General features: G+C 71.6%; 24 protein-coding genes and 1 pseudogene. 13 read left to right on the top strand and 12 right to left on the bottom strand.

The features are described from left to right. Positions 1–20: 20 nt before the first annotated feature. Entirely contained in the window at positions 21–1,280 is a 1,260-nt protein-coding gene (locus ABZX90_RS21000; RefSeq protein ID WP_355206841.1) for a DUF4190 domain-containing protein, read from the bottom strand. Between the two features lie 58 nt (positions 1,281–1,338). On the opposite strand from ABZX90_RS21000, the pseudogene ABZX90_RS20995 reads away from it, so the two are divergent. From ABZX90_RS20995 to ABZX90_RS20985, 3 genes and pseudogenes are all read left to right on the top strand, one after another. Further along, positions 1,339–2,539: pseudogene (locus tag ABZX90_RS20995) on the top strand (adenosine deaminase). 17 nt (positions 2,540–2,556) lie between these two features. Continuing rightward, positions 2,557–3,240, top strand: coding sequence for a glycerophosphodiester phosphodiesterase (locus ABZX90_RS20990; RefSeq protein WP_355206838.1), 684 nt, complete (start codon positions 2,557–2,559; stop codon positions 3,238–3,240). Between the two features lie 199 nt (positions 3,241–3,439). Further along, the gene (locus ABZX90_RS20985) at positions 3,440–4,591 is read left to right on the top strand and encodes a serine hydrolase domain-containing protein (RefSeq protein ID WP_355206835.1); all 1,152 of its coding nucleotides are present in this window, start codon (positions 3,440–3,442) and stop codon (positions 4,589–4,591) included. Here ABZX90_RS20985 and ABZX90_RS20980 read toward each other — a convergent pair. From ABZX90_RS20980 to ABZX90_RS20955, 6 genes are all read right to left on the bottom strand, one after another. Beyond that, positions 4,584–5,111 (bottom strand): hypothetical protein, encoded by a 528-nt coding sequence (locus ABZX90_RS20980; protein ID WP_351123540.1) that lies wholly within the window; start codon positions 5,109–5,111, stop codon positions 4,584–4,586. The genes ABZX90_RS20985 and ABZX90_RS20980 overlap by 8 nt on opposite strands. A 63-nt stretch (positions 5,112–5,174) precedes the next feature. After that, positions 5,175–6,539, bottom strand: coding sequence for an FAD-dependent oxidoreductase (locus ABZX90_RS20975; protein WP_355206832.1), 1,365 nt, complete (start codon positions 6,537–6,539; stop codon positions 5,175–5,177). 177 nt (positions 6,540–6,716) lie between these two features. Then, on the bottom strand, positions 6,717–7,214 hold the full coding sequence (locus ABZX90_RS20970; protein ID WP_355206829.1) for a hypothetical protein: 498 nt from the start codon (positions 7,212–7,214) through the stop codon (positions 6,717–6,719). Then, positions 7,198–7,689: an RNA polymerase sigma factor gene (locus ABZX90_RS20965; RefSeq protein WP_351123548.1), complete on the bottom strand. Its 492-nt coding sequence runs from the start codon at positions 7,687–7,689 to the stop codon at positions 7,198–7,200. The genes ABZX90_RS20970 and ABZX90_RS20965 overlap by 17 nt, the downstream gene beginning before the upstream one ends. A 133-nt stretch (positions 7,690–7,822) precedes the next feature. Further along, positions 7,823–8,434, bottom strand: coding sequence for a class F sortase (locus tag ABZX90_RS20960; protein ID WP_355206826.1), 612 nt, complete (start codon positions 8,432–8,434; stop codon positions 7,823–7,825). Beyond that, positions 8,431–8,799, bottom strand: coding sequence for a sortase-dependent protein (locus tag ABZX90_RS20955; RefSeq protein WP_351123553.1), 369 nt, complete (start codon positions 8,797–8,799; stop codon positions 8,431–8,433). The genes ABZX90_RS20960 and ABZX90_RS20955 overlap by 4 nt, the downstream gene beginning before the upstream one ends. Positions 8,800–9,029: 230 nt before the next feature. Here ABZX90_RS20955 and ABZX90_RS20950 point away from each other — a divergent pair, with 230 nt between their 5' ends. Next, positions 9,030–9,998, top strand: coding sequence for a sigma-70 family RNA polymerase sigma factor (locus tag ABZX90_RS20950; RefSeq protein ID WP_355206823.1), 969 nt, complete (start codon positions 9,030–9,032; stop codon positions 9,996–9,998). An 85-nt stretch (positions 9,999–10,083) separates the two neighbouring features. Continuing rightward, positions 10,084–11,022: an alpha/beta hydrolase gene (locus ABZX90_RS20945; RefSeq protein WP_355206820.1), complete on the top strand. Its 939-nt coding sequence runs from the start codon at positions 10,084–10,086 to the stop codon at positions 11,020–11,022. 150 nt (positions 11,023–11,172) lie between these two features. Here the strand turns inward: ABZX90_RS20945 and ABZX90_RS20940 are convergent, their stop codons facing one another. From ABZX90_RS20940 to ABZX90_RS20925, 4 genes are all read right to left on the bottom strand, one after another. Next, complete coding sequence (locus ABZX90_RS20940; RefSeq protein ID WP_351123561.1) at positions 11,173–11,655, bottom strand: ATP-binding protein; 483 nt, start codon at positions 11,653–11,655, stop codon at positions 11,173–11,175. Between the two features lie 206 nt (positions 11,656–11,861). Next, a complete protein-coding gene (locus tag ABZX90_RS20935; protein ID WP_355206816.1) occupies positions 11,862–13,052 on the bottom strand; it encodes a spermidine/putrescine ABC transporter substrate-binding protein in 1,191 nt (396 codons plus the stop codon). 82 nt (positions 13,053–13,134) lie between these two features. Further along, positions 13,135–14,724, bottom strand: a complete 1,590-nt coding sequence (locus ABZX90_RS20930; protein ID WP_355206813.1) for an ATP-binding protein — start codon at positions 14,722–14,724, stop codon at positions 13,135–13,137. Then, positions 14,721–15,377, bottom strand: a complete 657-nt coding sequence (locus tag ABZX90_RS20925; RefSeq protein WP_351123569.1) for a response regulator transcription factor — start codon at positions 15,375–15,377, stop codon at positions 14,721–14,723. Before ABZX90_RS20925 ends, ABZX90_RS20930 begins: the two co-directional genes overlap by 4 nt. Before the next feature lie 292 nt (positions 15,378–15,669). On the opposite strand from ABZX90_RS20925, the gene ABZX90_RS20920 reads away from it, so the two are divergent. Continuing rightward, positions 15,670–16,329 carry a hypothetical protein gene (locus ABZX90_RS20920; protein WP_355206810.1) on the top strand — a complete coding sequence of 220 codons (660 nt, stop codon included), beginning with the start codon at positions 15,670–15,672 and terminating at the stop codon, positions 16,327–16,329. 106 nt (positions 16,330–16,435) lie between these two features. On the opposite strand, the gene ABZX90_RS20915 is transcribed toward ABZX90_RS20920, so the two are convergent. Beyond that, on the bottom strand, positions 16,436–17,875 hold the full coding sequence (locus ABZX90_RS20915; protein ID WP_355206807.1) for a gamma-aminobutyraldehyde dehydrogenase: 1,440 nt from the start codon (positions 17,873–17,875) through the stop codon (positions 16,436–16,438). A 188-nt stretch (positions 17,876–18,063) separates the two neighbouring features. Here ABZX90_RS20915 and ABZX90_RS20910 point away from each other — a divergent pair, with 188 nt between their 5' ends. The 7 genes from ABZX90_RS20910 to ABZX90_RS20880 all read left to right on the top strand — a co-directional run bounded on the left by ABZX90_RS20910 (position 18,064) and on the right by ABZX90_RS20880 (position 25,410). Beyond that, the gene (locus tag ABZX90_RS20910) at positions 18,064–18,579 is read left to right on the top strand and encodes an Lrp/AsnC family transcriptional regulator (RefSeq protein WP_351123578.1); all 516 of its coding nucleotides are present in this window, start codon (positions 18,064–18,066) and stop codon (positions 18,577–18,579) included. Continuing rightward, positions 18,564–19,946, top strand: coding sequence for an aspartate aminotransferase family protein (locus ABZX90_RS20905; protein ID WP_351123580.1), 1,383 nt, complete (start codon positions 18,564–18,566; stop codon positions 19,944–19,946). Before ABZX90_RS20910 ends, ABZX90_RS20905 begins: the two co-directional genes overlap by 16 nt. Positions 19,947–20,327: 381 nt before the next feature. Beyond that, positions 20,328–21,065, top strand: a complete 738-nt coding sequence (locus ABZX90_RS20900) for an ATP-binding cassette domain-containing protein (protein ID WP_351123825.1) — start codon at positions 20,328–20,330, stop codon at positions 21,063–21,065. Next, the gene (locus tag ABZX90_RS20895; RefSeq protein ID WP_355206802.1) at positions 21,047–22,693 is read left to right on the top strand and encodes a hypothetical protein; all 1,647 of its coding nucleotides are present in this window, start codon (positions 21,047–21,049) and stop codon (positions 22,691–22,693) included. Before ABZX90_RS20900 ends, ABZX90_RS20895 begins: the two co-directional genes overlap by 19 nt. A gap of 119 nt (positions 22,694–22,812) precedes the next feature. Then, positions 22,813–23,220, top strand: coding sequence for a VOC family protein (locus ABZX90_RS20890; protein WP_351123586.1), 408 nt, complete (start codon positions 22,813–22,815; stop codon positions 23,218–23,220). A gap of 226 nt (positions 23,221–23,446) precedes the next feature. After that, positions 23,447–24,613, top strand: a complete 1,167-nt coding sequence (locus ABZX90_RS20885) for a Rossmann fold nucleotide-binding protein (RefSeq protein WP_355206799.1) — start codon at positions 23,447–23,449, stop codon at positions 24,611–24,613. 137 nt (positions 24,614–24,750) lie between these two features. Continuing rightward, entirely contained in the window at positions 24,751–25,410 is a 660-nt protein-coding gene (locus tag ABZX90_RS20880) for an LAETG motif-containing sortase-dependent surface protein (protein ID WP_355206796.1), read from the top strand. The last annotated feature ends 84 nt before the right edge of the window (positions 25,411–25,494 follow it).

Below are 25,494 nucleotides of genomic sequence, written 5' to 3'. Positions count from 1 at the left end.
GGCCGCGCCGACGCTGCGGGCTATCGCCGGTGCGTCACCAGCGAGGTGGAGAAACCGTCGTCGCCGAACGGGTCATCGCTGCCGCCGTCGTCCGGGGCGACGATGATGAGGACGAGCAGCGCGACAGCGAGGACGAGGCCGACGGCCCCGCAGATGATCCCCGCCAGCGCCTGCCCGGGGTTCGTCGCCTCACCCCGGCGCGCCTTCCCCCGGCCGATCAGGCCGAAGATCACGGCGAGGATGCCCAGCACGATCGCCAACGGCCACACACAGAACAGAACCGCCGTGATGATGCCCAGCACGAGGCCGGCGGTCCCCATGCCGTTGCTCGGCATGGGCTGGACCAAGGGCCAGCCGTAGCCCGGCCCGCCCGGGTAGGCGGTACCCGGGCGCGCGGCGGCGTACTGCGGGTAGCCGTAGCCGTACGGGAGTCGGCCCGGGCCGTCGGGGGCGATCGGCGGCGGGGGCACGGCCTCGCCGGGGGCGGGCTGCGGGTAGGGGGTATGGCCCGCCGGCGGTGCGAAGGGGTTGTCCCAGGAGGGGCCACCGGGGCTTCCGGGTCCGGGCGGGAGCGGTGCGCCGGGCAGCGAGGTGATGGTCGGCAGGCCGTACACCGGCGGAGGCGTGGCACTCCCTCGCGCGCTCCCCGTGGGCGAGGCGATCTCCTCGGGTGGCGCCCAGGGGTTGCGCTCGGCTTCCCAGCCGGCGGCGCCCTTCGCGAGGGAGACCTGGGCGTCCGAGGCGGGGGCCGCCGGAGAGTCTGCGGAGGCGGGGCCAGGGGCCGGGATGGGGGCTGGGGCGGGGGTGGAGGTGGGGGCAGCGAAGGGCTCGGTGCCCTGCGCGGGCACGGAGGCTTTCGGCCCGTCCGCGAACGCGCTGTCCACCCACCGCGCACTCTCCTGGAGCCGGCCGCCCGCATCGCTGTCCGCCACCGGAGTCGCGTGGTCCGGCCCGTTCCCGAACTCGACGTCCGCCGAGGGCGCCGCGTGGTCCGGGGCGTCGGTGGGTGCGCGGTCCGCCTCCGGTATCGCGTCCTCAGGATCGGCGCCCGGCACGGGTATCGCGTCCACCGGAACGGCGCCCAGCGCGGGTATCGCGTCCACCGGAACGGGTATCGCGTCCACCGGAACGGCGCCCGGCGCGCTGGCCGTCACGGGCGATCCCGTACGCGCGGACGTCGGATTCCCGTCGTCCGGCGCTGTCCCCGCGTTCTCCTCGCCCGGCGGAGCCCACGCGCCCGCGTCGTGTGGCGCTTTCGGACTCTGGGCGTCGTCGGACATGCGCGAGGTCCCCTCTCTCATACGTTCCGTCATGCTACGGCCCGGGCGCGGCCGGCGGATCTCCGCCGTACGACGGCGTCGGACACGCCGGGCCCGCACGACGGGGGCCGCCTACGATGATCCCCGAGTCATCGATCAGCCGATCACCCGCGTCCCACCGAGCACGGTCCGGAGACGCCGTTCCGGGGAGGAACCCCTTGACCGAGCACATCACCGCACGCGACGACGCCCGCGACCTGCACTCCTTCATCGCCGGGCTGCCCAAGGCCGAACTGCACGTCCACCACGTGGGCTCCGCCTCCCCGCGCATCGTGTCCGCCCTCGCCGCCCGCCACCCCGACTCCCGGGTGCCGACCGACCCCGAGGCGCTCGCGGACTACTTCACGTTCACGGACTTCGGCCACTTCATCGAGGTGTACCTGTCCGTCGTCGACCTGGTCCGCACGCCCGAGGACGTACGGCTGCTGACGTACGAGGTCGCCCGGGACATGGCGCGCCAGCAGGTGCGCTACGCCGAGCTGACGATCACACCGTGGTCCTCCACCCGGCGCGGAATCGACGAACTCGCCTTCATGGAAGCGATCGAGGACGCCCGCAAGGCCGCCGAGGCCGAGTTCGGTGTCGTCCTGCGCTGGTGCTTCGACATCCCGGGGGAGGCCGGTCTCGAGGCGGCCGAGGAGACCGTGCGGCTCGCGACCGACGACCGGCTGCGGCCGGAGGGGCTCGTCTCCTTCGGGCTCGGCGGCCCCGAAATCGGCGTGCCGAGGCCGCAGTTCAAGCCGTACTTCGACCGCGCCCGCGCGGCGGGACTGCGGTCGGTGCCGCACGCCGGCGAGACGACGGGCCCGGAGACGGTCTGGGACGCGCTGAACCACCTCGGCGCCGAGCGCATCGGCCACGGCACGAGTTCCGCGCGGGACCCGAAGCTGCTCGCCCATCTCGCCGAGCACGGCATCGCCCTGGAGGTCTGCCCGACCTCGAACATCGCCACCCGCGCGGTCCGCACCCTCGACGAGCACCCCGTCAAGGAGTTCGTGGCGGCCGGCGTGACGGTGACCGTCAACTCCGACGACCCGCCGATGTTCGGCACCGATCTCAACACCGAGTACGCGGTCGCCGCCCGCCTCCTCGACCTCGACGAGCGGGGTCTCGCGGCGCTCGCCAAGAACGCGGTGGTCGCGTCGTTCCTCGACGAGGCCGGCAAGGCGAGGCTCGCCGCGGAGATCGACACGTACGCGGCGAACTGGCTCGCGCTCTGACCCAGCACAATGGGCACATGCGCACCGTGATCGCAGTCGCCCACCGCGGCGACCCCTACCGCGCCCGCGAAAACACGATCGACTCGTTGCGTTCCGCGCTCCACCGGGGCGCGGACGCCGTCGAGATCGACGTACGGCTGACCCGCGACCGCGTACCCGTACTGCTGCACGACAAGACGCTCAAACGTCTGTGGGACCACGACCGGCCGCTGCGCTCGCTCTCCTGCGACGAGGTGCGCGGGCTCACGGCGGGCGGGGTACCGACGCTGGCGGAGGCCCTCGACGCGACCGGCGACAGCCGGATCATGATCGATCTGCCGGGGTCGGTGGACGCCGAGGTCGTGCGCGAGGTCGTGGACGTGGTGCGGGCGTGCGGTGCGCAGGAGCGGGCGTACTACTGCGCCGCTGCCCCCGCCATGCTCGCCGTGCGGGCCGTGGACCCCTCCGCGGAGATCGCGCTGACCTGGACGTCACTGGCGCCGCCGCGGCCGACGCTGCTCGACGCCGTACGGCCGCGCTGGCTCAACTACCGTTTCCCGCTGGTGAACCGGGACCTGCTGGCCCGCGTGCACCGCGACGGCTGTCTGGTCTCCGTGTGGACCCCGGACACCCGTCGCTCCATGCGGCGGCTGCTCGACGTGGGGGTCGACTCGATCACGACCAACCGCATCGACACGCTCACCGCCCTGCGCAGGGACTGAGCCGGCCGCCGTCCGGCGGACCGGGCGCGGCGGCGCGCCGGCGAGGCCGCCGCCGGGCCCGTGCGGCGGGGCGTCCCTTAGGGGCGACCCCGGCCCGGATACCGGGGACGGCGCCCTGCCTGATGAGGATCCCGGGGGTCGCGTACGGCCGGAGGATGAGCGGTGTCCGCTTCCGGCACACCGTCCTCAGGAGCACCCCATGCCCTTACGCCGCACAGCAGTTGCCCTCGCCGCCGCCCTCGCTCTCGGTCTCGCGGCCGGACCGCTGGGCGCCCCGGCGTTCGCCTCCCCCGCCGCGGCGTCGGCGCGGACGGCCGCAGGGCCCGACGCCGACGCACTGCGCGCCGCGCTGGCCGGCCTCCCGGACGCGGACGCGACGGCGGCGCTCGTCCGGGTCGGGGGCACCGACGGCACCTGGCGCGGCAGCGCGGGGGTGCACGACCTGGAGAGCGGCCGCGCGGCCGATCCGGACGCCCGCTTCCGTGCCGGTTCCACCACGAAGGTCGTCACGGCGGCGGTCGTCCTCCAGCTCGCCGCCGAGGGCAGGGTCGGGCTGGGGACGCCCGTGCAGAAGTACCTCCCCGGGCTGCTGCCGGCCGGCTTCGAGCCCGTCACCGTACGGCAGTTGCTCAACCACACGAGCGGCATCCAGCCCGGTGACGGCTTCGGCGACACCTTCGAGGACGTGTACGCGCACCGCTTCGACACCCTGACGCCGCGCGAGGTCGTGGCCTCCGCTGTGGCGAAGGGACCGGAGTTCGCGCCGGGCACCCGGCAGGACTACCTGAACATCAACTACACGATCCTCGGCCTGCTGATCGAGAAGGTCACCGGCCATTCGTACGCACACGAGGCGGAACGGCGGATCCTCGGGCCCGCCGGGATGCGCCACACGTCCTTCCCCGGCACCGACCCGCGCATCCACGGGCCGCACAACCACGGTTACCAGGCGGTGCGGCGGCCCGACGGCACGACGGAGTTCGTGGACGTCACCGACTGGAACCAGGCGGACCGCTGGGCGGCCGGCGACATGATCTCCACGACGGCGGACCTGGAGCGTCTGATCACGCGCCTGTTCAAGGGAGACCTCGTCCCGGCACGGCAGTTGGAGGAGATGTTCACCGTGCCTCCGGGCATCAAGGGTGCCGACATGAGCGCCGGACTCCAGCGCTTCGAGTACGGGGGCACGGTGTACTGGCTCAAGTCGGGCGCCCGGTACGGCTACAGCGCGGTCGTCGCGGCCACCCGGGACCTGTCCCGCACCCTCGTGTACTCGGTCGACTCCACCGACGCCAAGGGCGAGTCGATGAACCCGGTCGCCCAGCGGATCGCGCTGGCGGCGCTCAAGTAGCGGCTACCGGAACGGTCTCCCGGTACGGGGCGAGCGCCTCCAGACGCTTGATCCGCTTCCGTACGACGTACAGGGGGATCACACCGAAGATCCCGAAGGACATGTCGACGACCGTCCACCAGAAGGGAATTCCGCGGATCGGTCCGCAGATCAGGGCCAGCGGGACGATGCCGGCGCAGGCGATCATCCCGAACTCGACGACCCAGATGTTGCGGACCGGATCGCGGTACGGGCCGTAGAACGCGACCGCGATCACCAGGTGCGCGAACGCCAGCCAGTCCGTTCCGTAGAGGAGGAAGGGGTAGTGGGAGTCGGCGTCGTCGAGGCCGTGCCGCACCCGCTCGATCCAGTCCATCAGGGCGGGCAGGTGCTCCGGCACGGACAGGGACCGCAACAGGTCCTCTGTCCAGTGGAGTTCGTGCACCAGCGGGAAGGCCGTGGCGCCACTGAGCACCAGGCTGACGACGAAGAAGGCAAGCCACGCGCGGATGCCCTTGAGCAGGGCGGCTCTGTCGCTCATGCCTGGAGCGTACGCCCCGACTTGAACGCGTTCAAAACCGCCCCTGCCCAGGGCTCCGGTGACTCAGGCGCCGCTCTCCCGCAGCATGTCCTCACGCTCGACGATCTTCACGCGCTCGCGGCCCTGCGGTTCGCCCAGCGCCTTCTCCGCGGCGTCCAGCCGGTACCAGCCGTCCCACGTGGTGAAGCGCACGTCCCGCTCGCCGAGGAAGGCGTCGACCGCGGCCGGCTCGGGCGAAGAGGGGACCTGCAGACGGCCGTTGGCGTGGTCGTCGAGCAGGCTGGCGACCGTCTCGTTGGCGTCGCCCTTCGTGTGACCGATGAGACCGATGGGACCGCGCCGGATCCAGCCGGTGACGTACGTGGACCGCAGGTGCTCGCCGGAGTCCTCCAGCACCCGGCCGGCCGCGTCCGGAACCGTGCCCGAGTCGACGTCCCAGGGCAGCTTGGGCAGGCTGTCGGAGAGGTAGCCCACCGCGCGGTAGACCGCGGCGACGTCCCAGTCCTTGAACTCGCCGGTGCCCTTGACGTTCCCGGTGCCGTCGAGGGCGGTGCGCTCGGTGCGCAGGCCGACGACCTTGCCGTCCTCGCCGAGGATCTCGGTGGGCGACTCGAAGAAGTGCAGGAACAGCTTGTGCGGGCGGTCGCCGGTGTCGCGGATCGCCCAGTTCTCCAGGGTCTTGGCGACCATGTCGGCCTGCTTGTTGCCGCGCCGGGTGGCGATCGAACCCTCGTCGTAGTCGATGTCCTCGGGATCGACGATGACCTCGATGTTCGGCGAGTGGTCGAGCTCGCGCAGCTCCATCGGGCTGAACTTCGCCTGCGCCGGGCCGCGGCGGCCGAAGACGTGGACCTCCAGCGCCTTGTTGGCCTGGAGGCCCTCGTGGACGTTCGGCGGGATCTCGGTGGGCAGCAGCTCGTCCGCGGTCTTCGCGAGGATGCGGGCCACGTCCAGGGCGACATTGCCGACACCGAGGACGGCGACCTTCTCCGCCTCCAGCGGCCAGGTGCGCGGAACGTCGGGGTGACCGTCGTACCAGGAGACGAAGTCCGCCGCGCCGTACGAGCCGTCGAGGTCGATGCCGGGAATGTCGAGGGCCCGGTCGGCCGTCGCGCCCGTGGAGAAGATCACCGCGTCGTAGAAGGCGCGCAGATCGTCGAGGCTGATGTCCCGCGGGTAGTCGACATTGCCGAAGAGGCGGATCTGCGGCTTGTCGAGCACCTGGTGCAGGGCGGTGATGATGCCCTTGATCCGGGGATGGTCGGGCGCGACGCCGTAGCGGATGAGACCGAACGGGGCCGGCATCCGCTCGAACAGGTCGATGGACACACCGGGATCGGCGGCCACTGCGGATTTCAGCAGCGCGTCGGCGGCGTAGATTCCGGCGGGGCCGGCTCCGACAATGGCTACCCGCAGAGGGCGAGGCATGATCAGATTCCCTTCGAGCAGGGGCAGGGGACTCGAGGGGAAGCCTAAGCTGAGGCAAACCTAAGTCAGTAGGCGGGTCGGGGCTATGACCTCATAAGGCTGACTTATGGGTGATCAAGGTCTGCTTTATGGCCGCCCGGAAAACCCGCCGGACGTCGTGTCGCTCGCTCCACCCGTCTACCGCTGGACCGCCCTTGACGGGGTGGGGTTCGCCCCGGTCCGGACCCCGGACGGCTCGACGGACGCGGAGGTCGGTATCGCCGACGGCGTCCGGGTGCGGACGGGCGAGCGGACCGGGGCGGTGGGCGCGGTGCTCGGGGCGGAGGTCCGGTCGGAACGGCCGCTCCCGCTCGGGAAGGGGCTGACGCGCCCGGGCGAAACCGACGGAGTGGGCTCGGCCGACGGACTGCTCGCGGGCGGCGGGGCCAGCGGGACCACCGGGGACACGGGTGGCTCGGGTGCCGCCGCCCTGAGCGGCAGCGCGACGAGGGCACCGACGGCACAGGCCAGGCCGGCTCCGGCCGCGGCGCGCAGCAGCCGGCGACGGGCCGCACCCCGCCGGATCGCCTCGTAGCGGCCGGGCGGTGGACCGAGATGCTCGGCGGGCGGTCGCATGATGACCGCGAGCGGGTCGTCGGCGTCGAAGTCCGGACCATCGTCAGAGTGTGTGATCAAGACTTCTCCTCAGGTGGGCGCGGAGCAGTTCGCGGGCCGCGTGGAGATCGGCCTTGATGGTCCCCTCCTTACGCCCGGTCAGCACGGACACCTCCCGGATCGGCATGTCAGCGTAGTAGTGCAGCAGGATCGGGACGCGCAGCCGTTCGGGCAGCGACTGCACGAGCAGCCGTACGGACGGATCGGCCTGTTCGTTCTGCGGGCGGACGGCCGCCTCGGCGGTCGCCCGGTGCACGGCCCTGCGTTCCCGCTCCAGTTTGCGCCAGTGGTCCCGGACGAGGTTGGCCGCGGTGACGTAGAGGAACCCCCGCGGCTCGGCCACGGAGGTCCAGCGGGCCCAGAGCCGGGTGAACGCCTCCGAGGCGATCTCGTGGGCCGTCTCGTCGTCGTCGACGAGACGGCGGCACCAGCCGGCGAGGCGCGGGTAGAGGGCGGCGAACAGCTCGGACGCTGCCTTCTCGCGGGACCCTTTCAACACTCTCCATGGTCGTGACGGCACTCGATAGGGAAGGATCCCGGGCCGCGGGCATACGGTCCATCGCCCAGGATCCTGCCTCCGGGTCCGCGGGGGACCGGGAGGCTACGACGGGAAGCGCGGCGGTCGTGCGTCAGGGGCTCGCGGAGCTCAGCGCCGCGAACACGATCACGTTGTCGAGGTAGCCGCCTCCGGAACGGGGGCCGCCGCAGGTGATGAGCCGCAACTCCGGGCGGTCCACGTCGCCGTAGACCGCGTCCGCCGGGAAGTCGGCCTTGGCGACCGTGCGTACGGCGCTGACGGCGAACACCGCCGACCTGCCGTTCTCCAGGCGCGCCACGATCCGGTCACCGCGGTGCAGACGCGCGAGGTGACGGAAGACGCCGTCCCCGTACGCGCCGACCGTGACATGACCGAGGATCACCGACGGGCCCCTCTGGCCCGGTGTCGGCGAGTGCCGGTACCAGCCGGCCCGGTCGTGCGCCGCGATCGGGGGCACCTGCACGCTGCCGTCCGGGGCCAATCCCAGCCGCATGACCGGGGTGTCGACCCCGATGGCCGGTATCCGCAGCCCGACCGGGACCGAACGCCCCAGCGCGTGCGTCGGCTTCGCGGCGGAACGCGAAGCCGGTGGTGTGCTCCCGGGCCGCGCGGCCGGGCCCCGGTCGGCCGGGTGGCCGCCGCACCCCACGAGCAGTGCGGCCGTCGCCGTGGCGACGAACGCGCGCCTGGAGAGGGGCGTCATTCCCCGGTCGCCCGCCGGCGGCGTACGACGAAGACCGCCGCGCCCGCGACGACGAACGCCGCCGCGGCACTCCCGCCGATCACCCCGCCCTGCCCCGAGGACTCCGCCGCCGTCGGCGCCACACCGGTGTCGGGCGCACCGCTCGGCCGGACGGAGACCTGACGCGGGGCCGGCGTCCGCGTCGGTGCGGCGCTAGGCAAGGCGGACGGCGTCCGGGTCGCGGGGGAGCTCGCCGGCGACGGCGCGGCGGTGACGGTCGGACGGCTCGTGGGGCTCGGAGACGTCCCGTCGGCGAACGCGGGCACCGTGCCCACCAGCACGGCGGTGCACGCAAGTGCCGTGGCACTGAAGACGGTTCGGCGCATGAATCGCTCTCTTTCGTTCGTCCGCCCGCCCGTCGGCACGGCGGGCTGCGTTACGGATCGAGCGAAGAGACGAGGCAGCGAGGGACGGGGTTGTAAAGGGGAGGCAAAGGCGCGAGAGGGACGGGCAGACCCGGCGAGACCCTATCCCTGGCCCCCTGGCGACCGTGACGGCACCGGACCGCGCGCAGTACGGTCACACGCACGACGGTAGGACGCCGGAAGAGAGACGCATGAGCCGGAACGCGGGCGAGGCCGAACGCATCGAGGACGCGGTGCTCACGCGTGCCGCGCAGGCAGGCGAAGTTGCCGCTCTGGGGCTGCTGCTGGAACGGCACCGGGCGGGTATGCGCGCGGTGGCGCTGAGCATCCTGGGGCCGGGGCCCGACGTCGACGACGTGATCCAGGACGCGGCCGTGACCGCGCTCCGCCGCGTGGGCGACGTCCGTGACCCGGCGGCCGTGGGCGCGTGGTTGCGCATGATCGTGCGCAACACGAGCCGTTCCTTACTGCGCGGCTCCGTACCTTCCCTGCCGATCGACGATCTGCGGGTGCCCTCCACGGACGCCGGGCCGGAGGGATGGCTGGAGCACCACACGATGCGGAACTGGATCTGGGAGGCCCTGGAGGAACTGTCCCCCACCCTGCGACTGCCCCTGGTGCTGCGTCACTTCAGCACGGGGGTCACGTCCTACGAGCGGATAGCCGGCGCTTGCGGAGTCCCGGTCGGCACGGTCCGCAGCCGGCTCAACCAGGGGCGGATCAAGCTCGCGGCCGCTCTCGCCGCCACCGCGGACGCCCCGCACGGTGACACGGCGCGGCGCACCCGCGCCAGCCGTGTCGAGGCACGCGAGACCTTGGCCGCCGCCGAGAGCGGACGCTTCGAAGCACTGCTGTCGGAGCGCTGGTCGCCGGGGATCGCCCTGCTCAGGGGGAACGACCCGGTGGGCGGCAGGAGCGTCCTCGTACGCGGCATGGACGGCGACCTCGAAGCCGGTGTACGACAGCGGCTGGCCCATGCCGTGGCCGGCCGGTCCCTCGTCCTGTGGGAGATGGACCTGCTCAGCCCCGCCGACGACCCCGACCACTGCCCGCCCTCGGTGGCCTGGCTGATGACCCTGGACGACGCCGGCCGTCCGCGCCGGCTGCGCCTCCTGCATCCGAGGCCGGTACAGGCCCTCGAGTCGCTCACTCCGATGTGACGGGCGTCACGCGGCCTGGATCGAACTCCGCCCGCTCTCCGGCGTCCTGCCGGTGTCATCGACACCTGCAGGACACGGAGACCCCATGACCACCACCGCGACCGATCCCCTGGCCGCCGGAACCCACACCGTCGAGATCGACGGAGTCGTGCAGCGCTATCACGTCCACGGCACGGGACCGGTGTGCGTCGCGCATTCCGGCGGACCGGGCATCGACTGGGAGTACCTGCGCATGCCCGCGCTGGAGCGGAACCTGACGATCGTCTACCCGGAGCCGATCGGCAGCGGCGCCTCCGGCCGACTCCCCTCCCACCCCCACGGCTACACCCGGCCCCGCTACAGCCGGTTCCTCGGGGCGCTGATCGAGCACCTCGGCATTCCCGAGGTCCATCTTCTGGGGCACTCGCACGGCGGCTTCGTCGCCCAGTACCACGCCCTGCACCACCCCGAACGCGTCGCCGGAGTGGTCCTCTACGACAGCGCGCCACTGACCGGTCCCGAACACGGCGCCGAGGCCATGCGCCTGGTGCGGCTGTTCGCGGCGCGGCACTCCGGCCGTCCCGGACTCCCCGAGGTCCTGGCGGCTTTCGAGGCCGTCCCCACCCTCTCCGACGACGCGGGGACGACTGCCGTCGCCAGGGGGCTGCTCCCCGCGTACTTCGCCGACTACTGGGGCCGGGAGCGGGAGTTCGCGCATCTGCGCGCCTCCGTACGGGCCACCCACATCTCCGGGCTGGACGAGGACCTCACCCCGCACGCCATCGACGACCGTGCGGACCTCGGCTCGCTCACTGTGCCGGCCTTAGTCGTCGTCGGCCGCCACGACGTCATCTGCGGGGTCCGATGGGCGGAGGAACTGCACCGGCTGATCCCCGGATCGCAGCTGCTGATCCTGGAGAACAGCGGGCACTTCGGTCACATCGAGGAGCCCGACGCCTTCTCTCGGGCGGTGACGCGTTTCGTGACGACCGCCGCACGAAGCACGGCCTCCCCCTCCGGCACGCCTCGCTCGTCACACATCTAGGTCATTCGGTCGAAGCCGGAACGCACGGTCCGGCCCAGCTTGGAACCGCACCGATGTCCGGCAACCTCCGACAAATGACGACCGCCGACCACCACCGATCAACCACCACCACCGACAACCGACAACCGACAGCGACTCAACAAGGAGCAATCACATGAGCGCCGCGAAGAACATCGTTCTCGTGCATGGCGGATTCGTCGACGGTTCCGGCTGGCAGGCGGTCCACCACCACGCTAGAGGGGTGCGGTCCGTGGCGGCCCGCGACAGCAGAACACGCACGGCGTTCGCGATGGCGAGCAGTTCGGCCGGCTGTCCGTCGGACAGCCCTCGGACCGCCTGGAGCGTTTCCGACTGCCGTGCGGGCAGCGCGGGAATCTCGTCGGCCAGCGGCTGCAGTATCTGGTTCAGCGCCGAGAAGCCGACACGTTCCCCGAACTGCGAGCCGACGACACGCAGCACCCGGAAACCGGTCTCGGACGCGCGCAGGGCCGCCGCGTCCAGCAGCGCGCTCTTGCCCACCCCCGCCTCTCCGGTCAGCACCAGCGCGGTACCCCGCTCGACGGCCGCGCCGAGAATCCCGTCGATGATCGCCAGCTCCGCCGATCGTCCATGCAGACGACCGGCCGGGTTCACGCCGCAATCGTCGGGACGGTTCCGGTCGCCTTCCGTGGCAGGCGGTACAAGGGATGACATGAAGCCCCCATCGTGGTCGGGAAGGATCAGCCACAGGACGGGAAGAACGCCGGAAAGTTCGCCATCGTCAGAGTGTCCCGCATCACAGCCCCCGATCCGAGGTGCGCCGAGAAGAGGAACGGCAGACAGGCCCGGGAGGACGCGCCTCACAACCCCGCGATCGCGTTCCAGCGCTTGGCGAACTCCGTGCGTTCGGTGGAGGTGATGTCGCGGGCGATCGCGAGCCGCTTGCGCATGGTGGCGTCGGGGAAGATCAGCGGGTCCTCGGCGAGCACGGCGGTGTCCTTGTCCTTGGAGGAGGCGAGGACGCCCTGGGCGGCGGGGACCGGGCAGACGTAGTTGACCCAGGCGGCCAGCTCGGCGGCGACCTCCGGCTCGTAGTAGTAGTCGATGAGCTTCTCCGCGTTGGCCTTGTGCCGGGCCAGGTTGGGGATCATCAGCGACTCGGCCCACAGCTCGGCGCCCTCCTCGGGGACGACGAACCGGATGTCGGGGTCGTCGGCCTGGAGCTGGATCACGTCGCCCGAGTAGGCCTGGCAGGCCAGGACGTCGCCGCTGGAGAGGTCCTTGATGTAGTCGTTGCCGGTGAACCGGCGGATCCGACCGCCGCGCACGTGCTTCTCGACCTGGTCGCACACCTGGTGGAAGTCGTCCGCCTTCCACTTGGTGATGTCGACACCGTTGCCCTGCATGAGCAGCGCGAACGCCTCGTCCAGGCCGGAGAGCAGCGTGACCCGGCCCTTGAGGTCGTCGGCCCACAGATCGGACACGTGCTTGATCTCGCGGCCGACCTTGCGGCGGTTGTACGCGATGCCGGTGATCCCCGACTGCCACGGCACCGAGGACTTGCGGCCGGGGTCGAAGGCGGGCGAACTCAGCAGCGGGTCCAGGTACTTGGTGACGTTCGGCTGCTCGGCCCGGTCCATCTCCTGCACCCAGCCGAGCCGGACGAAACGCGCGCACATCCAGTCGCTGATGACGATGAGGTCGCGGCCCGTCCGCTGATGGTTCATCAGGGACGGGCTGATCTTGCCGAAGAACTCGTCGTTGTCGTTGATCTCCTCGATGTAGTCGACGGAGATCCCGGTGCGCTTCTCGAAAGCCTCCAGCGTCGGGCGGCTGGTCGTGTCGTCGTCATCGGTGTCGATGTACAGGGGCCAGTTCGCCCAGGTCAGCCGCTTGTCCATGGCCGAGACGTCGGTTCCGGACCGGTCGCCGGGTCCCACGTACGCCGCCGGCACCCCGCACCCCGCCAGGGCTCCGAGCGCGGCACCACCGCCCAGGGCGCGCAGCAGGGACCGGCGGGACGGGGACGAGGTCTTCCGATTCACGGGCACGCGCGAAGCATGCCTACCCGGGCCCGGTCCGGACAATGGACGCTGCGTCAAGCAGTCGCCCCCCGACCCGACACCCTGTCGATCAGTTCCCGATCGTCTCGAAGGCTCCGGGCGCGGGCGCCTCGGCCGGACGCGCACGGGAAGCGGGCCGGTGAGCCGGGCGCGCACGGGAAGCGGACCCGTCGGCCGGTCCCGGCCGGGGAACGGGCGGTGCGCACGGCGGGAACGTGACCTTCACCGTCAGGCCTCCCTGCGGGCGGGGCCAGACCTCGACCGTGCCGCCGTGGGCGGTGGCGACGGCCGTGACGATGGACAGGCCGAGGCCAAGGCCGTCGCGATGGTGGCCTTTGCCGCGCGGGTGAGGCCGAGGGTGCGTGTGTATCCGTTCCGCACCCAGTCGCCGGAACGGCTGGAAGAGTCCGGCGACCTGGTCCCGCGGGATCACCGGCCCGGTGTTGTCGATCCGCAGGACGGGACGCCCCGCCTCCGTCCCGGTCCACACGCGCACCCAACTCTCTCCGCCTTCCGGGCTGTTGTGCCGTACGGCGTTGTCGGCGAGGTTGACCACCAGCCGCTCGATGAGCTGCGGATCACCCAGGACGGGCGCGGAGCCGAGGTCGGCCCGCACACGAGGCCCACCGACCTCGGAGCAACCGGACGACTCCCCGCCGACCCCGGACCCACCGGACGACGCCCCATCGGACGACTCCCCACCGGCCTCGGGCCCACCGGACGACTCCCCGTCGTCACGGGAGCCGCCGTCCACCACCGCGCCGTCCACCGCCCCGCCGTCCACCACCGCGCCGTCCGGCATCCGCTCCCGCACCACCTCCGCGAGGTCGATGAACTCCCTGCGCTGGAGCCCTCGTTGGCTGCGCGCGAGCGTCAACAGGGCGTCGATGAGCCGTGCCTGTTCCTGTCCGGCCGCGCGGACCCGCAGGCACGCGGCCCGCAGGCTCTCCACCGACGCCCCGGGGTCGGCGAGCGCGACGTCCACGATCGCCTGCTGGAGCGTGAGAGGAGTGCGCAGTTCGTGCGACGCGTTGGCGACGAACTGCTTCTGCGCCTCGAACGCGCCTTCCAGCCGCCCCAGTACGTCGTCGAAGGTGTCCGCCATCGCCTTGAGCTCGTCCTCGGGGCCCGGCACCGCCAGACGCTGGCGGAGGTTGTCCGCGGAGATCCGGCGGGCGGCGGCGGTCATCGTGCGCAGCGGCGCGAGGACGCGTCCGGCCATCAGCCAGCCCAGGGCCACGGAGGCGACCGTCATCACGGCGAGCGCGACGCCCGCCTCGACCAGCAACTGGTGGAGTTGATCGGCGCGCAGGGCCTCGGCGTACATCGTGAGCGTCGGCGGATCGGGGGTCTGTCCCTCGCCCCCGGGCAGCCCGGGGGCCACGGACGAACCCCCGACCGCGGTCGCCGGCGCGGTCCGCGACGCCAGCAGATAGGTGAAGCCGAGCAGGGCGGCCCCCGCCACCACGAACAGCGCGCTGTAGAGCAGGGTCAGCCGCCGGCGAATGCTGCGCGGGGCGAGCCGCCACCGGACACCGCCGAGGGCCGGCCGGCCGCGGGCGGTCCGCGATGCTCGCCACCGAAGGCGGCCGGGCGGTGCCGGACGCGGGCGCGGGCCGTACGGGGCCGGGCGGTCCGCTCCGGCTGATGCGTCCGTCATGCGATCCGGTACCCCGCCCGGTCCACCGTCGCGATGAGCGGCGGCTCCCCCAGCTTGCGGCGCAGACGGCTCACCGTGACCTTCACGGTCTGGCTGAACGGGTCGGCCGCCTCGTCCCACGCCCGCTCCAGGAGTTCCTCGGTGGAGACCACCGCACCTTGCGCGGCCAGCAGGAGTTCGAGCACGGCGAACTCCTTCGGACTGAGGGCGAGCCCCGATCCGCCCCGGGTCGCCTGCCGCCGCGCCGGGTCGAGCCGCAACTCCCCGCGGATCAGGACAGGAGGCAGCGCGGGCTGCGCACGCCGCGCCAAGGCCCGTATCCGCGCGACGAGTTCGGAGAACGCGAACGGCTTGGGCAGATAGTCGTCGGCGCCGAGGCCGAGCCCCATGACCCGGTCGGCCACGGTCCCGGACGCGGTGAGCATCAGCACCCTCGCCCGGCTGCCGCCCGCGGCCAGCGTCCGGCACACCTGGTCGCCGTGGACGCCCGGCAGATCGCGGTCGAGCACGACGACGTCGTACCCGTTGACATCGGCTCGTTCCAGCGCCGTCGGCCCGTCCAGCGCGAGATCGACCGCCATGCCCTCGCGGCGCAGCCCGGCGGCCACGGTCTCGGCGAGCTCTTCATGGTCCTCGACCACCAGCACACGCATGGCGGTCAGTGTGGCGGCCCGGGGGTTACACGGGGATAAGCGTTCCCTGTGCGAGCCCCGCACCCCCCGGCCGGGCCCGGCCGTCCCGGCGTACGCCTCCGGCTCGCCGTCGGTTCGCGATAAGGACGGCCGTTCCCGTGCCGTAACCGCCCCCGGGCTTGGCTGGAGCACAACACGACACCGCACCCCGCCCTGACGGTCGAGCCACGACACGTGACGGCGCGGTCGTGCGCCACCGTGCGCCAACGCGTCCGACCCGGCGGCACCGCCGCCCGCCCCATGGAGGAAACCCATGCGTGCACTGGCCACTCGGCCACAACGACTCGCCCTGGCCTGCGCCTTGATCTCGGCCGCCACCCTCGGGACCGTCAGCGCCTCGGCCGCTTCGGCGTCCGACAGGTCCACCGTGACCACGGCGACGGCGTGGACCGCCGTGTCCGCCCGGCTCACGCAGCACGCGACCGGCCAGCCGCCGAAGGGCAGTCTGCCGCCCGGAGGAGCCATGCCGGCCATCGGTTACCGGCCGACCTCGCACGCGCCCGGCGACGTGAACACCGCCAACGACGCGTTCGCGGTGTGTATGCGCGGCCACGGCCAGAAGGTCTTCCCGGCGTTCCACGCCTCGAAGGACAAGCGGGGCCACATCCGGTTCAGCGTGAGGGTGGGGGCGTCCAAGGGATTCGACCCGCAGTCCAAGAGCTACGGGGCCTCCGTGAAGGCGTGCTCGCCGATCCTGAAGAAGGCCGGCATCACCGTCTCGTCGGGTGCCGGTCTGCCTCCGCTGCCCGTTCCGGGCAAGCCCGGCAAGCCCGGCACCGGATCCGGCGGAGGCCCTGTCGGCGGCTCCGTCGGAGGCTACGGCGAGCTGCCCGGCTTCCACACGGAGAAGGGGAACGGGAAGGCGGGCGCACCCGACGGACCCACGCTCTCCAGCGTGACCGAGAGCGTCTGAGCCGAACGCCCAGGTGGAACACCGTGGCCCCGGCCGGGATCGACTCCCGTCCGGGGCCACGTGGTGCGTACGAGCGGAGCGTGAACGCCGCTCGGCCGGCCGGCGGTCAGCCGTCCAGCGACGTCATCACGTGCTTGATGCGCGTGTAGTCCTCGAAGCCGTACCCCGACAGGTCCTTGCCGTAGCCGGACTTCTTGAAGCCGCCGTGCGGCATCTCGGCGACCAGCGGGATGTGGGTGTTGATCCACACGCAGCCGAAGTCGAGGGACTTGGACAGGCGCATCGCGCGGCCGTGGTCCTTGGTCCACACCGAGGAGGCGAGGGCGTAGTCGACGCCGTTGGCCCACTCGATGGCCTGGGCCTCGTCCGAGAAGGACTGGACGGTGATGACCGGGCCGAAGACCTCGTTCTGGATGATCTCGTCGTCCTGCTTGAGGCCGGAGACGACGGTGGCCGCGTAGAAGTAGCCCTTGTCGCCGACCTGCTTGCCGCCCGCCTCGACCTTGGCGTGCGCGGGCAGGCGCTCGATGAACCCGGCGACCTGCTTGAGCTGGTTCGGGTTGTTCAGCGGGCCGTAGAGCACGTCCTCGTCGTCCGGCTGACCGGTCTTCGTGTCGGCGGCGGCCTTGGCGAGCGCGGTGACGAACTCGTCGTGGATGGACTCCTGGACGAGGACACGGGTGGCGGCCGTACAGTCCTGGCCGGCGTTGAAGAAGCCCGCGACCGAGATGTCCTCGACGGCCTTGGCGATGTCGGTGTCCTCGAAGACGACGACCGGGGCCTTGCCGCCGAGCTCCAGGTGGACGCGCTTGACGTCCTTGGACGCCGACTCGGCGACCGAGATGCCCGCGCGGACGGAGCCGGTGATGGACGCCATCGCCGGGGTCGGGTGCTCGACCATCGCGCGGCCGGTGTCGCGGTCGCCGCAGATGACGTTGAAGACACCCTTGGGCAGGATGCCGCCGAGGATGTCGGCGATCAGGACGGTGGAGGCGGGGGTGGTGTCCGAGGGCTTCAGGACGACCGTGTTGCCCGCGGCGAGGGCCGGGGCGAACTTCCACACCGCCATCATCATCGGGTAGTTCCACGGCGCGACCTGGGCGCAGACGCCGATCGGCTCGCGGCGGACGATCGAGGTCATGCCCTCCATGTACTCGCCGGCCGAGCGGCCTTCGAGCATGCGGGCGGCGCCCGCGAAGAAGCGGATCTGGTCGACCATCGGCGGGATTTCCTCGGACCGGGTCAGACCGATCGGCTTGCCGGTGTTCTCCACCTCGGCGGCGATCAGCTCCTCGGCCCGCTCCTCGAACGCGTCCGCGATCTTCAGGAGAGCCTTCTGGCGCTCGGAGGGGGTCTTGTCCCGCCACTCCGGGAAGGCCGCGGCGGCGGCGGCCATCGCGGCGTCGACGTCCGCCTCGCCGGAGAGCGGCGCGGTCGCGTACGCCTCGCCGGTCGCGGGGTTGACCACCTCCGTGGTCCGTCCATCGGCGGCATCGCGGAATTCTCCGTCGATGTAATTGCGCAGACGACGCAGCTCGGTGCTCACTGCCCGGCCCTCCTGTCGGATGTCCAACGCCCCAGGTGTCCACTACCTGAGATGCCTGAGCCCCCACCCTAATCCGTGGCTCCACGTTTTCAACACCCCCGAATGGCCCAGAGCTGCGAAATCCGCAAGACGCGTACCCGTAAACAACGAATTTCATCGCCGCATGCTTGCGGAACTATCGAGACGTCGTGCAGAGTGAGCTCGTGGCCAGTCGAAGCGCGGAACCCAGGGACTCCCGCGAGTCCAGGAACGGCAGTCCCCAGTTGGACACCGTCTCCCTCGCCATCATCGAGCAGCTCCAGCAGGACGGACGCCGCCCGTACGCCGCGATCGGCAAGGCCGTTGGCCTCTCCGAGGCCGCCGTGCGGCAGCGTGTCCAGAAGCTGCTCGACCAGGGCGTCATGCAGATCGTCGCCGTCACGGACCCGCTCACCGTGGGATTCCGCAGGCAGGCGATGGTGGGCATCAATGTCGAGGGCGACCTCGACCCGGTGGCCGAAGCACTGACTGCCATGTCGGAAGTCGAGTACGTGGTGATGACTGCGGGCTCGTTCGACATCCTCGCCGAGATCGTCTGCGAGGACGACGACCACCTGCTGGACGTCATCAACCGACGCATCCGGGCGCTGCCCGGGGTGCGCTCCACCGAGAGCTTCGTCTACCTGAAGCTCAAGAAGCAGACCTACATGTGGGGAACCCGATAGCCGTGAGCACCAAGGACCTCAGCAAGACCGCGTACGACCACCTGTGGATGCACTTCACCCGCATGTCCTCGTACGAGAACGCGCCCGTCCCCACCATCGTCCGTGGTGAGGGCACCTACATCTACGACGACAAGGGCAAGCGCTACCTCGACGGTCTCGCGGGCCTGTTCGTGGTCCAGGCCGGCCACGGCCGCACCGAGCTGGCCGAGACGGCCTTCAAGCAGGCCCAGGAGCTGGCCTTCTTCCCGGTGTGGTCCTACGCCCACCCCAAGGCCATCGAGCTGGCCGAGCGCCTCGCGCACCACGCGCCGGGCGACCTGAACAAGGTGTTCTTCACCACCGGTGGCGGCGAGGCCGTCGAGACCGCGTGGAAGCTGGCCAAGCAGTACTTCAAGCTGCAGGGCAAGCCGACCAAGTACAAGGTCATCTCACGTGCGGTCGCCTACCACGGCACCCCGCAGGGCGCCCTGTCCATCACCGGCCTGCCGGCCCTGAAGGCCCCCTTCGAGCCGCTGGTCCCGGGTGCCCACAAGGTCCCCAACACCAACATCTACCGCGCCCCGCTCTTCGGCGACGACCCCGAGGCCTACGGCCGCTGGGCCGCAGACCAGATCGAGCAGGAGATCCTCTTCGAGGGCCCGGAGACCGTCGCCGCGGTCTTCCTGGAGCCGGTGCAGAACGCCGGTGGCTGCTTCCCGCCGCCGCCCGGCTACTTCCAGCGCGTGCGCGAGATCTGCGACCAGTACGACGTGCTGCTGGTCTCGGACGAGGTCATCTGCGCCTTCGGCCGCCTCGGCACGATGTTCGGCTGCGACAAGTTCGGCTACGTACCGGACATGATCACCTGCGCCAAGGGCATGACCTCGGGCTACTCCCCGATCGGCGCGTGCATCGTCTCCGACCGCGTCGCCGAGCCGTTCTACAAGGGCGACAACACGTTCCTGCACGGCTACACCTTCGGCGGCCACCCGGTCTCCGCGGCCGTGGCACTCACCAACCTCGACATCTTCGAGCGCGAGGGCCTGAACCAGCACGTGCTGGACAACGAGGCCAACTTCCTGCAGACCCTGCAGAAGCTGCACGACCTGCCGATCGTCGGCGACGTCCGCGGCAACGGCTTCTTCTACGGCATCGAGCTGGTCAAGGACAAGGTGACCAAGGAGACCTTCACGGACGAGGAGTCGGAGCGCGTGCTCTACGGCTTCGTCTCCAAGAAGCTCTTCGAGTACGGCCTCTACTGCCGCGCCGACGACCGCGGTGACCCGGTCATCCAGCTGTCGCCGCCGCTGATCTCCGACCAGTCGACCTTCGACGAGATCGAGGGGATCGTCCGTCAGGTCCTGACGGAGGCGTGGACGAAGCTCTGATCTTCCCCTGGTGATCAACAACGGCCCCGGTGCCGCCCGTTCGAGTGAGAATGGGCGGCCCGGGGCCGCGTGCTGTCCGGCCTGGCGGCCCCGACTCCCTAGCGTGCCCTTTGACTCCTCCCCCTCGTGAACGAGGGGGATTCCTGGCTCACGCCGCTCGGTCGCTCAGCGAACGATCGAGTCTTACGCGATCAGCACCAGCCGGGTTGAGACCAGCCCGGACGGCAGAAACGCCTAGGAGGTAGCGCGTGCTTGGTTCTCGCGACGCACTGTCCGCAACACACGCTACCTACGACTGTGCGCGTGACTGATGGGTCCTGCCTTCGTTCCCTCGTACGGGGGACTTCGCACGGCAAATCTGATCTGAACGAGGTGTACGCGATGGTGGCCCCGCCGGACAACGACGTGCTCTGGGCACGCGCCCTGCACGTCAAGCACAACGGCTCGCCCGCGCTCAGCGGTGTCTCGCTCGGCGTCCGTGAGGGCGAGATCCTCGCCGTCGGCGGCCCGCGCGGCAGCGGCAAGACGACCCTCCTGCAGTGCCTGTCCGGCCAGCTTCTGCCGCAGCAGGGCGAGGTCTGGTTCAACAGCTCGCCCGTGCACACCATGGGCCCGCTCACCCGCGAGCGGCTGCGCCGCGACCGGTTCGGCTGGATCGACCCGACCCCGGTCCTGGTCCCCGAGCTGAACGCCTGGGAGAACGCCGCCCTCCCGCTGATGCTGCGCGGCTGCGCCCGCCGGGCCGCCAAGACCGCCGCCCTGGAGTGGCTGGAGCGCCTCGACATCGGCGGCTGCGCCCGCAAACGCCCGCACGCCCTGCTCCAGGCCGAACGGCAGCGCGTCGCCATCGCCCGCGCCCTCGTCCCCTCCCCCACCGTGCTGTTCGCCGACGAGCCGACGGCCCCGCTGCACCGCGCCGACCGCGCCCATGTGCTGCGCACGCTCACCACGGCGGCCCGCTCGCACGGCATCACCGTCGTCCTCGCCACCCACGACGCGGACACCGCGGCGCTCGCCGACCGCACGGTGTCGTTGCTCGACGGACGGCGTGTGAACACCGTCCACCTGCCCCCGGTGGCCGAGACGGAAGGCCGGGCCGCGTGCTCGCTCTCCGTCTAGCCCGCGGGGGCCACCCCCTCGTCCAGCTCCGCCGGCTCCTGGTCGCCGCCGCCTCCGCGGGCACCGGGTTCCTGCTGCTGTGCACGCTGGGATACGCGCTGAGCCATCCGGACACCTCGGGCGCCGGCGCGCTGCGCCTGGCCTGGTGCGTCGTTCCTCTCGCCGCCACGGTCCACTTCGCCGTCGCGGTGGCCCGCACCGACCCCGCCACCCGCCCCCGGCCCGGCCTGTCCGCCATCGGCCTCGGCCCGGGCCGCCTGATGGCGTTCTCCGCCGTCACGACCGCCCTGTCGACACTCCTCGGCTCGCTGCTCGCCCTGCTCCTCTTCCTCCACCTGCGCGGCGACCTGACCGGCATTCCGTTCGACGGCGCGGCGGCGGAGTTCCTCGCCGTCGGCCACTCCCTGCCCCTGCCCGCGGCCCTGACCCTGCTCATCCTGGTGCCGATCGCGGCCTCCGGTGCGACCGCCCTGGTGCTGCGCCCACGGCACAGCGGGCCGCAGCGCACGGCATGGTCGTACGGCCGCTCCTGGATCTCCGCCCGGCAGAACGCGGTCGCGAGCGCTCCGGCGCGCGCGCCCCTGCGGGGCGGACGGCACGCGGGAGGCGGTCGCGGCACGCCCGCCACGCCCACCGCCTCCACCTCCACCTCCAAGGCGACCGGCACGGCCAGCACGGCCAGCACAGCCAGCACGGCCGAAGGATTCACGGACGGATTCACAGACGGATTCACGGACGCCGACGGCGCCGCGCCGCCGCAGCCGGACCCGCGGGCCCCGGACACGGGCTCGGCCTCAGTCGCGGATGCGGATGTGGACGGCCCCGACTTCCACTGGACCGCCGAGGCGTACGCCAATGGGGACACCCCGCAGAGGGTGGGTGCGCAGGACCGTTCGGACGACGCCGTCACGAACGGGCACCCCGGGACGCCCGCCTCGTACGAGGACACGGACGCGCCCGAGGTCCCCCGGGACCGGCGTCGGGCCGCCGAGGCCGACTCCCACCGGCTGCCGCCCCCGGAGAGCTCCCCGAACGGGCTCCCCTGGGGCGCGGCCACGCTGGCCGCCGGGCTGGCCGTGGAGACATACGCGAGCCGTTCGGGACCCGCGCCCGCGCTCGCGCTGCCCGGCGGTTTCGTCGGCGGCCCGGCCGGGGTGCTGCTCGGCTGGGTGCTGACGGCGGTCGGTCTTGCCATCGCGGGCCCCGCGATCACCTATCTGTGCGGGGGGCTGCTCCAGGCCGTACGTCCTGGCGCGCTGCGACTGCTGGCCGGGCGGGTGCTCCAGGCGGAGGCGCGGCGCATCGGGCAGCCGCTGGGCGTGGTGTGCGCGGTGGCGTCGGGCGGGTTCGCCATGACGACGCTGTACACCGGTGCCCGGCCCGCGTTCGGTCCGCTGACCACCCTCGGCGCCCTGCTGGTCGCCGGGTGCACGCTGCTGACGCTGGTGACCGCCGCCGTCGAGGCGAAGCAGGCACGCGCGGACACCACGGCCGCGCTGCTGCGGCTGGGGGCGCCCGCCACCGTGCTGCGGGGCGCCGCGGCCCTGCGCGTCGCCACCCTTTTCGCCGCGTTCGCCCCGCTGACCTGGGCGGTCGCCGAGCTGGCCGCGCTTCCCCTGATCGGCTGATCCGCCCCACGGACCGGTCCGCGCGATCGCCGGGGAAAAGTCCGCGCCGGGCGATGAGTTCAGCGCGGGCCCGCGGTCTATCCCTGCGAACGGCACAACCACTGACGGGAGACCCTCGCATGTACCAGCAGATGATCTTCGTGAACCTGCCGGTGTCCGACGTGGACACCTCGAGGAAGTTCTTCACGGAGCTCGGCTACACGATCAACCCGCAGTTCTCCACCGACGACTGCGCCTGTGTGGTGATCAGCGACACGATCATCGCGATGATGCTCAGCAAGCAGCGCTACGCGGACTTCACCAAGAAGCAGATCGCGGACGCGACCAAGACCAGCGAGGTGCTGCTGTGTCTGAGCGCCGAGAGCCGCGCGAAGGTCGACGAGCTCGTCGACGGCGCGATCGCCGCCGGCGGCTCGGCGACAGGCGAGACACAGGACCAGGGCTTCATGTACGGCCGCGCCTTCGACGACCCGGACGGCCACACCTGGGAGGTCATGTGGATGGACCCGGCGGCGGTCCAGGGCTGAATCCCCGCCGACCCGGTTCACGTCCCGGGGCCGGCGCGCGGCACGGGGGTCCGCGCACCGGCCCCGCGGCTGTGCCCCAGGCCCGGGCGTCCAGTGCTCAGCGTGGCGGAGCGTCACCCGCGTACCGGGGGCCCGGGTGACGCGGCGACACGGCGACACGGCGAGGTGTCGTGCCGGGCGCCACGAACCCGGGTGTGCTACGCACGGCACGCCCTAGCATGGCCACGTGCAGCCGACACCTCTCCACGCATCCCATGACCATGAGATCGAATCCCTCGCCGAGTTCGACGAGGTCGTCTCGACGGGCGGCACACTCGCCCGGTTCCGTGTCCAGGCAGTCGATCTGACGGACCGTACGCAGGATCTGCTCTCGGTGGACACCACGGGTGCCGTGTTCCTCGGCTGCCCGATGGAGCCCGAGGCGGCCGCACGGATCCGGGCGTCGGGCGCCCTCGTCTTCCCGCCCGTACCGGGGCTGCCCCTCGACCCCTACCGGGGCTGCCTCTACTCCCCCGACGAACTCTTCGACTCGCTCGACGCGGGGTACGAGTCGACACCCGACGCCCGTGCGTACGCCTGGTTCCAGCAGACCAAGGCCGACGGCGACATATTCGCGTCGATGGTGCGCGCGGTCCACGACGACTCCGTCTCGGACGCGCTCGACGAACTCCTCCTCGGGGCGCGGGTGGTCGGCGTGATGGGCGGCCACGCGATGGCCCGCGGCACGGAGGCGTACGCGGGGGCCGCGCGACTCGGCCGCGCGCTCGCGCGTTCCGGTCTCATGGTCGCCACCGGCGGTGGTCCGGGCGCGATGGAGGCGGCGAACCTCGGCGCGTACGCGGCCCCTTTCGACGACGGCATGCTCGACGAGGCGCTGAACATCCTGGCCGCCGTCCCGTCGTTCACCCCCTCCATCACCGACTGGGCGCGAGCGGCGTTCGCGGTGCGGGAGCGCTGGCCGTCGGGCGGTCCCTCGGTCGGCATCCCCACCTGGTTCTACGGCCACGAGCCGCCGAACGCCTTCGCCGAGCACGTGGCCAAGTACTTTGCCAACGCGACCCGCGAGGACGGGCTGCTGGCCCGCTCGAACGCGGGTGTCGTCTTCCTGCCGGGCGCCGCCGGGACCGTACAGGAGATCTTCGACAACACGACCCCGAACTACTACGAGTCGAGGGGCGAGCCAACTCCCATGGTCCTGGTGGACCGTGCGCACTGGACCGAGCGATATCCCGCCTGGCCGCTGCTCCGATCGCTGGCACGGGAGCGCGCGATGGAGTCGCGGATCGCTCTCGTCGACCGGGTCGATGACGCTCCGGAGGCGCTCAAACACCTCAGCGGTCACGACTCGGCAAAGCCAACGCCTCGACAGGGCATATGCATTGACAGCCCTTAGGTTGCGCTTATAAACCTGTGAAACTCCTGGGGGTGCTGTTGCCACGGAATGATTCGCCGCAAATCCCCCAACACCCCCCGCAGTTGCGCAACCTGTGAAGGGCAATCGTGTCCATATCTCGACGCACCGCACGTACCGTGCGAATCCTCGGCGTTGCCTCCGCCTCTGCCGCGCTCGCGCTCGGCGTCGCCGGCAACGCTCTCGCTTGCAACATCCGTGACTTCTCGGCCGACGCCACGTGCGACGGCAACGGGAAGGGCATCATCACCGTGACCGACACGGACGCCTCCGCCAAGGAGGCCACCGTCACGGTCTACCTCGAGTCGAACGGCGCCGACGCGCGCATGGTCGGCGAAAAGACGGTCACCGGCAGCCGTGACGGTGCCACCGTCACGTTCTCCGAGGACTGGGCTCCCGAGACCAAGTACCGGGTCCACATCAGTGTCCCGAAGCTCGTCGACGCGGACGTCTCGCCGATCCTGACGACGCCGGCCGAGGCCTGCGCCCCTGAGTCGGAGTCGCCGTCGCCGTCGGAGAGCCCGAAGCCGTCGGAGACCCCCTCCACCTCGGAGACGCCTTCGGACTCGGCGACCCCGTCGGACTCGGAGAGCAGCGACGCTCCGGCGACGCCGGGCGACAACCAGCCGTCCGCGGCGGCCGGTGAGTCCAACCTCGCCGAGACCGGTGCGAACTCCAGCACCCCGGTGATCGCCGGCATCGCCGGTGCGCTCGTCGTCGTCGGTGGCGGAGCGGTCTTCTTCGGCATGCGCCGCCGTGGCGCCTCGAAGGCCAACTGACCCGCATCCTGTACGACCGTGTGGCCCGCCTCCTCAACGGGGGCGGGCCACACGGCTGTACGGGCGTCACCGGCCGAACGCGCC

The organism is Streptomyces sp. NPDC002935 (genome assembly GCF_040611295.1).
In the GTDB taxonomy this organism is placed as follows: domain Bacteria; phylum Actinomycetota; class Actinomycetes; order Streptomycetales; family Streptomycetaceae; genus Streptomyces.
Note: the sequence above shows the minus strand (reverse complement) of the source record. Positions and strands in the feature narration are given on the sequence as shown.

What these genes read in the sequence shown, in the direction of transcription:
- ABZX90_RS20925 (WP_351123569.1), bottom strand. Translation starts at nt 15,377, where the DNA reads ATGCGTGTGCTGGTGGTCGAGGACCATGAAGAGCTCGCCGAGACCGTG.
- ABZX90_RS20920 (WP_355206810.1), top strand. Translation starts at nt 15,670, where the DNA reads ATGCGTGCACTGGCCACTCGGCCACAACGACTCGCCCTGGCCTGCGCC.
- ABZX90_RS20980 (WP_351123540.1), bottom strand. Translation starts at nt 5,111, where the DNA reads ATGAGCGACAGAGCCGCCCTGCTCAAGGGCATCCGCGCGTGGCTTGCC.
- ABZX90_RS20975 (WP_355206832.1), bottom strand. Translation starts at nt 6,539, where the DNA reads ATGCCTCGCCCTCTGCGGGTAGCCATTGTCGGAGCCGGCCCCGCCGGA.
- ABZX90_RS20950 (WP_355206823.1), top strand. Translation starts at nt 9,030, where the DNA reads ATGAGCCGGAACGCGGGCGAGGCCGAACGCATCGAGGACGCGGTGCTC.
- ABZX90_RS21000 (WP_355206841.1), bottom strand. Translation starts at nt 1,280, where the DNA reads ATGTCCGACGACGCCCAGAGTCCGAAAGCGCCACACGACGCGGGCGCG.
- ABZX90_RS20985 (WP_355206835.1), top strand. Translation starts at nt 3,440, where the DNA reads ATGCCCTTACGCCGCACAGCAGTTGCCCTCGCCGCCGCCCTCGCTCTC.
- ABZX90_RS20930 (WP_355206813.1), bottom strand. Translation starts at nt 14,724, where the DNA reads ATGACGGACGCATCAGCCGGAGCGGACCGCCCGGCCCCGTACGGCCCG.
- ABZX90_RS20890 (WP_351123586.1), top strand. Translation starts at nt 22,813, where the DNA reads ATGTACCAGCAGATGATCTTCGTGAACCTGCCGGTGTCCGACGTGGAC.
- ABZX90_RS20960 (WP_355206826.1), bottom strand. Translation starts at nt 8,434, where the DNA reads ATGACGCCCCTCTCCAGGCGCGCGTTCGTCGCCACGGCGACGGCCGCA.
- ABZX90_RS20990 (WP_355206838.1), top strand. Translation starts at nt 2,557, where the DNA reads ATGCGCACCGTGATCGCAGTCGCCCACCGCGGCGACCCCTACCGCGCC.
- ABZX90_RS20900 (WP_351123825.1), top strand. Translation starts at nt 20,328, where the DNA reads ATGGTGGCCCCGCCGGACAACGACGTGCTCTGGGCACGCGCCCTGCAC.
- ABZX90_RS20955 (WP_351123553.1), bottom strand. Translation starts at nt 8,799, where the DNA reads ATGCGCCGAACCGTCTTCAGTGCCACGGCACTTGCGTGCACCGCCGTG.
- ABZX90_RS20945 (WP_355206820.1), top strand. Translation starts at nt 10,084, where the DNA reads ATGACCACCACCGCGACCGATCCCCTGGCCGCCGGAACCCACACCGTC.